Consider the following 5,894-nt stretch of genomic DNA (forward strand, 5'->3'; position numbering starts at 1 on the left):
ATCATCCTGAGTTTTAATCTGACTGGCTATTTGATCTACCAGTTTTTCGTTGATTTCAACGCTCATTGTTATTCTCCATTTTGGAGTATTAACGACAAGCGTTTACACAATTTAAATTACATTCCCGCACTTTTGCTTCCATCCTGACTGAGTCAAATCGTCATGGTTGTTATGATATTTCCGCATCGATTATTAGCTCTCTTCACTGTTTACCACTTGATTCGCTCCTACCAGATTTGAATTGGAGTGAGGCCAGTAACCTTGCATCACAAATACAGGAAACCTTTGGTTACTATCATAAATTGATGCATTTGCCGGGTGCTTCGTGCGCAAACCGTCTCTCCATTGCTCGCTCAGTGATTGACTTGCGTGATGGATTAAATTTGCTCAAGAGAAAAGGTGGAGATCACTGGGCTATACCGTGGTTGTCACCTGATTCTGCAGAGCAAGACTTTCTTGTTAAGGCAATTAATTCGGCTGAGAAAATTCTGGATGATGATGAGCTGGTTCTGAAGAATGAGAGTCGTGAGTTAGCCCAGGCCAAACGTAAGGAACAGGAAGAGATCCGCAGAAAACAGGCGGAAGCACGGATGAAAGTACAAAAAGCAAACCCTCAGACAGAAAAGCCTGGTAGTGAAATTGATCAACCTGAGAAACAGTCAGATGTGCAACAATACTGTCTGGTTACAGCGCCCATAATGGACACGGCAGTGGATGCTATCAAGTTGCAACCCAGTCCATGGGAAAAAGAATTGGCCCGTGCTGTCTCGTTTTATAAAGATGGGCTGCTTGTTGACGCTGAAGCAAACAGGGTATCTGCACTGAAAGCCTGTAAAGACAAAATTGATCAGGCTTGTGTATGGGCAGACTGTGGCAATGCCTTGCTGGAACCCTACCAGGAGGTGATTGCTCGGGTCGTAGCGATCACAGGAAAAGCAATCCCTATTAAACGTCAAATTGACGTGATTTCGGATAATATTCCTGATGAGCTGGTAAAGAAACATGGTGATGCAAAAAATTGGCTGGCAGAGAGCAAGTATAAAATACCAAAAGAAGAGTCACTTTTATCATTAGCTGTTAACTTGCCATCAAAAGATGAGATGAATTCCCTGCTACAGGTGCTCAAATCGACCGTTGACATGTATGAAAGGGCGGTAGAACTGATGGATGATTGCTCTGTTTTACAATTGCGGGATACTGGCGATTTTATTTTACATATTATGGAAAGTGACCTGAAAAGCCTTTTTGATCAGCAGGAGGATTTGCTCTCCGTTAGACAGATTGTTGCCAGTGCAATGACTGGTCGCTCTGAAATCATGAAGCAACTCGGCTTTTATGGTTCTCGCTCTGAGCAGGGAGGCAGTTATGGTTCTCGCTCTGAGCAGAGAGGCAGTAAGGCTAGGGAAGAAACAATATCTTATCAGAAGAGTGTTTATACTGAGACTCGTGAGCGTTTGAGCAAGGAAGCATTGCAACTTGATTTTGATCAAGCTGATTTGACTAAGTGGGACAACTTGATGAACCGTATCGGTCAGTTGAGGATAAAGTCTGCTGAAGGGTAAAAACTGTTCGGAGATGACTTTTTCTATTGACATATTGGTGGGTTTGCAGTGATGATTTTCGGTTAAACCTGCAATTTTCTCCCTCGGTTTTACAAACCAATAGTTCCTGAATGAACGTTGAGAAAATTCATGCAATCCCTGGTATGGATTGCCACTGGTTTCCGGCTCTCAGCCCTGCGTATGGGTTGGTAAGGGCGATAGAACAAGCAGCCTCCGGTACGGGTTGCCACTGAAACAGTGAAAACAATGTAAGGACTTCTTCATGCCTGTTATTACGCTTCCCGATGGCAGCAAGCGCGAGTTTGCTGATGCAGTATCCGTAATGGAAGTCGCCCAGGACATTGGTCCAGGGCTGGCCAAGGCGACTCTCGCCGGCCGTGTGAATGGTGAACTGGTGGATGCCAGTGCCAAAATTACCGAAGATTCTGATTTATCCATCATCACCACCCGTGATCAAGAGGGTGTGGATGTCATTCGTCACTCTACCGCACACCTTCTGGCCATGGCTGTGCAGGACCTGTTCCCTGGTGCCCAGGTGACCATTGGGCCAGTGATTGAAAATGGCTTCTATTACGATTTCTCTTACGAGCGCGCTTTCAATATGGACGATTTGTCCAAAATTGAAAAACGCATGGAAGAGCTGGCCAAGCAGGATCTCTCTATTGAACGAGTGGTGATGAGCCGTGAAGAGGCTATCAGCGCGTTTAAAGCCATAGGTGAAGAGTACAAGGTTGAGATCATCAACGACCTGCCAGCCAGTGAAGAGATCTCGGTATACCGTCAGGGTGAATGGATGGACCTCTGTCGTGGCCCACACGTACCTTCTACTGGCAAACTGAAAGCGTTCAAGCTGATGAGGGTTGCGGGTGCCTACTGGCGTGGCGATTCTAATAATGAAATGCTGACCCGTGTTTACGGTACTGCCTGGGAAGACAAGAAAGCCCTGAAGGCCTATCTGCACCGTCTGGAAGAAGCGGAAAAGCGTGACCATCGTAAACTGGCCAAAAAGCTCGACCTGTTCCATATGCAGGAAGAGGCCCCAGGCATGGTGTTCTGGCATCCAAATGGCTGGGTGATCTACCAGGAGCTGGAACAGTACATGCGCAACAAGCAGCGCCTGGCCGGTTATGAAGAGATCAAGACACCACAGCTGGTGGACCGGAGCCTGTGGGAGAAGTCCGGACACTGGGATAAATATGCAGATGGCATGTTTACTACCAGTTCTGAAAACAAGGACATGGCCATCAAGCCCATGAACTGCCCTTGTCACGTCCAGGTCTTTAATCAGGGCCTGAAGAGCTACCGTGACCTGCCACTGCGACTGGCTGAGTTTGGCTCCTGCCACCGTAATGAGCCTTCCGGCTCCCTGCACGGATTGATGCGTGTACGTGGCTTTGTTCAGGATGATGCTCATATTTTTGCCACTGAAGACCAGATTCAGTCTGAGGTTTGTGAGTTTATCGACTTCCTGCACAGTGTTTACGATGATTTCGGCTTTGACCGCGAGAACCTGATTTACAAGCTCTCAACTCGTCCTGAAAAGCGCGTAGGTTCTGATGAAATCTGGGATAAAGCCGAAAAGGCACTGGCAGAAGCCCTGGATGCCAAGGAGCTTCCATGGGAAGAATTGCCCGGTGAAGGTGCTTTCTACGGACCCAAGATCGAATTTTCCCTGAAAGACTGTATTGGCCGGGTATGGCAATGTGGCACTATTCAGGTGGATTTCTCCATGCCGGGTCGACTCGGCGCTGAGTATGTGGATGAGCACGGAGAGCGCAAAACACCAGTGATGCTGCACCGCGCAACCCTGGGCTCCTTCGAACGCTTCATCGGAATTCTGATTGAGCACTATGAGGGCTCCATGCCAGTCTGGTTGGCTCCTACACAGGCTGCTATCCTCAATATCACTGATCGTCAGGCAGATTACGCCAGAAAACTGGAAAAAAACCTGTCTGAAGAGGGTATCAGGGTAAAAGCGGACTTGAGAAACGAGAAAATCGGCTTTAAAATCCGCGAACACACCTTGATGAAGGTTCCTTATCTACTGGTGATCGGTGATAAGGAGATGGAGGATAATACCGTTGCGGTTCGTACCCGTACCGGTGAAGATCTGGGCGTAATGTCCATCGAAGCGTTCCAGGAGCGCCTGCAGGCAGATGTACTTAAGCGTGGTCGCACTGCCTGACCGGCTTATATCGCTTTCTGAATTTGCTTCGAGAAAACTGTCCCGGGTTGCCTGATGGTCTGGTAGCTCAGGGACGTACTATGTTGCTTACACAGGAGATACAACCATCAGACGCAACAGCTTCCGTGATCGTCGCCCAGTAAAGGCTCCGATTAATGAAAATATCCGTGCGAAAGAGGTCCGCCTCATTGGGGCCGATGGAGAACAGGTCGGTGTAGTTGATATACAAGATGCGTTAAGCATGGCCGTGGAAGCGGGGCTGGATCTGGTTGAGATCAATGCGACCAGTGAGCCGCCGGTCTGTAAGATCCTGGATTATGGTAAGCACCAGTACGAATCGAAAAAGCAGAAGGCTGCGGCCAAGAAAAAGCAGACTTTGATCCAGGTGAAAGAAATCAAGTTTCGCCCGGGTACTGAAGAAGGGGATTATCAGGTAAAACTGCGCAACCTGATACGTTTCCTTACCGAGGGCAACAAGGCGAAGGTATCCCTTCGTTTTCGTGGTCGTGAGATGGCTCACCAGGAGCTGGGCATGGAACTGATGAAACGGGTTGAACACGACCTGGAAGAAATCGGAACCGTTGAACAGCATCCAAAAATGGAAGGCCGTCAACTGATCATGGTGATTGCCCCTAAAAAGAAGAAGTAATTCGTTTTAGCAGAAACCGGTGACTTCCTGCACGAAGTACAGGATCGTTGCCGGTTTTTTCGTGAATTACTGTTTTTTAAACTATCCCGACATTGTCAGGCCTCTGGGTTCTGCTCAATGATCGCGAATGCGGAGTGTTTTTCATGCCAAAGATGAAAACCAACAGTGGAGCCGCGAAGCGTTTCAAGAAAACTGCTTCCGGTTACAAGCGTAAAGGTGCCTTCAAGAGTCACATCCTGACCAAGATGACCACCAAGCGTAAGCGTCAGCTGCGTGGTACCTCCCTGGTATCTCCAGCCGATCAGGGTCTCGTTAAGCGTATGCTGCGCGACTAATCGCTTTTTTGATCATTTTTTAGGAGAGATAACTCATGGCACGTGTTAAGCGTGGCGTCATTGCGCGCCGTCGTCACAAGAAAGTTCTGAAGCAGGCTAAAGGTTACTATGGTGCACGTTCGCGTGTATTCCGCGTAGCCAAGCAGGCAGTTACCAAAGCTGGTCAGTATGCTTACCGCGACCGTCGTCAGCGTAAGCGTCAGTTCCGCGCTCTGTGGATTGCCCGTATCAATGCCGGTGCTCGTATGAATGGCCTGTCCTACAGCCGTTTCATCGCTGGTATGAAGAAAGCGGCTATCGAAATCGACCGTAAGGTTCTGGCTGATCTGGCCGTTCACGACAAGGCGATTTTTGGCCAGCTGGTTGAAAAGGCTAAAGCTGCTCTGGCTTAAGTTTTTATACCGGTTTTTAAAAGGGAGATCTGTTTTACAGATCTCCCTTTTTTATTGGGAAAAAAGCCGCTTACTTTCCGGTTTATTCAGGATTCTCTCAGGGATAGTTTCCAGTATCATTGCTTGCTGGAGACGATATTCTTGTGCAATAAAGCAGCAAAAAACAGCTCGCTCTGTGACCTGAAGCAATAAATGCAGAATAAAAAAACATAAAATAATCAGGCGAATGCTGGGTTTCAATAGTTAGCACCCTCCACTGCAAGCTCTTTATTTCTCTCTCTGATAGGGAAATCTGCTCCGCCAGCAAGAAAAAGAGCGTTTCTGGTCTTGTCGACGTTGAATAGCTGCATAGAAAAGAAATGATAAATCTGGTTTACGTAAGCAGTGCCTCCAGGGTTATGGACGAACACGAGCTGACCGCTCTTTTGGAGCAAAGCAGGGATCGTAATCTACGGCAAAATGTCACAGGGATGTTGATCTATTGCGATGGAAACTTCTTTCAGGTGCTGGAAGGTGAAGAGAGAGACGTTAAAGAGATTTACCGTTCAATTGCCTGCGATAGCCGTAATAATGGAAATATCGTATTAATTGAGTCTCAGATTTCCCGACGTAATTTCCCCGAATGGTCCATGGGCTTTAAAGTAATACCAATCGCATTTTCTAAATCCTTAAGCTGCCGCCAACTATGCTTAGGCATCATTACCATGCATTATCTAGAACAGATGTCTCGTCGACCACAGCTACCCGAAGGTTTTAATGATGTTGATTTTC

Annotated in this window: 6 protein-coding genes; all 6 read left to right on the plus strand. The window is 47.5% G+C overall.

Features of this window, described 5'->3' with window-relative positions; all coding sequences use genetic code 11:
- Positions 1 to 383: 383 nt before the first annotated feature.
- Positions 384 to 1,562, plus strand: coding sequence for a hypothetical protein (locus AK963_RS24470; RefSeq protein WP_139117633.1), 1,179 nt, complete (start codon positions 384 to 386; stop codon positions 1,560 to 1,562).
- Between the two features lie 262 nt (positions 1,563 to 1,824).
- Positions 1,825 to 3,747: a threonine--tRNA ligase gene (thrS, locus tag AK963_RS24475; RefSeq protein WP_066018011.1), complete on the plus strand. Its 1,923-nt coding sequence runs from the start codon at positions 1,825 to 1,827 to the stop codon at positions 3,745 to 3,747.
- Between the two features lie 151 nt (positions 3,748 to 3,898).
- Complete coding sequence (infC, locus tag AK963_RS24480) at positions 3,899 to 4,396, plus strand: translation initiation factor IF-3 (RefSeq protein WP_476588287.1); 498 nt, start codon at positions 3,899 to 3,901, stop codon at positions 4,394 to 4,396.
- Between the two features lie 143 nt (positions 4,397 to 4,539).
- Positions 4,540 to 4,731, plus strand: a complete 192-nt coding sequence (gene rpmI, locus AK963_RS24485) for a 50S ribosomal protein L35 (protein WP_066018013.1) — start codon at positions 4,540 to 4,542, stop codon at positions 4,729 to 4,731.
- 35 nt (positions 4,732 to 4,766) lie between these two features.
- Positions 4,767 to 5,123 carry a 50S ribosomal protein L20 gene (rplT, locus tag AK963_RS24490; protein WP_066018014.1) on the plus strand — a complete coding sequence of 119 codons (357 nt, stop codon included), beginning with the start codon at positions 4,767 to 4,769 and terminating at the stop codon, positions 5,121 to 5,123.
- Positions 5,124 to 5,482: 359 nt separating this feature from the next.
- Positions 5,483 to 5,894: BLUF domain-containing protein (locus tag AK963_RS24500; protein WP_139117634.1), on the plus strand; the 412-nt coding region annotated here is incomplete at its 3' end.

This window comes from Endozoicomonas atrinae (genome assembly GCF_001647025.1).
Taxonomy (GTDB): Bacteria; Pseudomonadota; Gammaproteobacteria; order Pseudomonadales; family Endozoicomonadaceae; genus Endozoicomonas; species Endozoicomonas atrinae.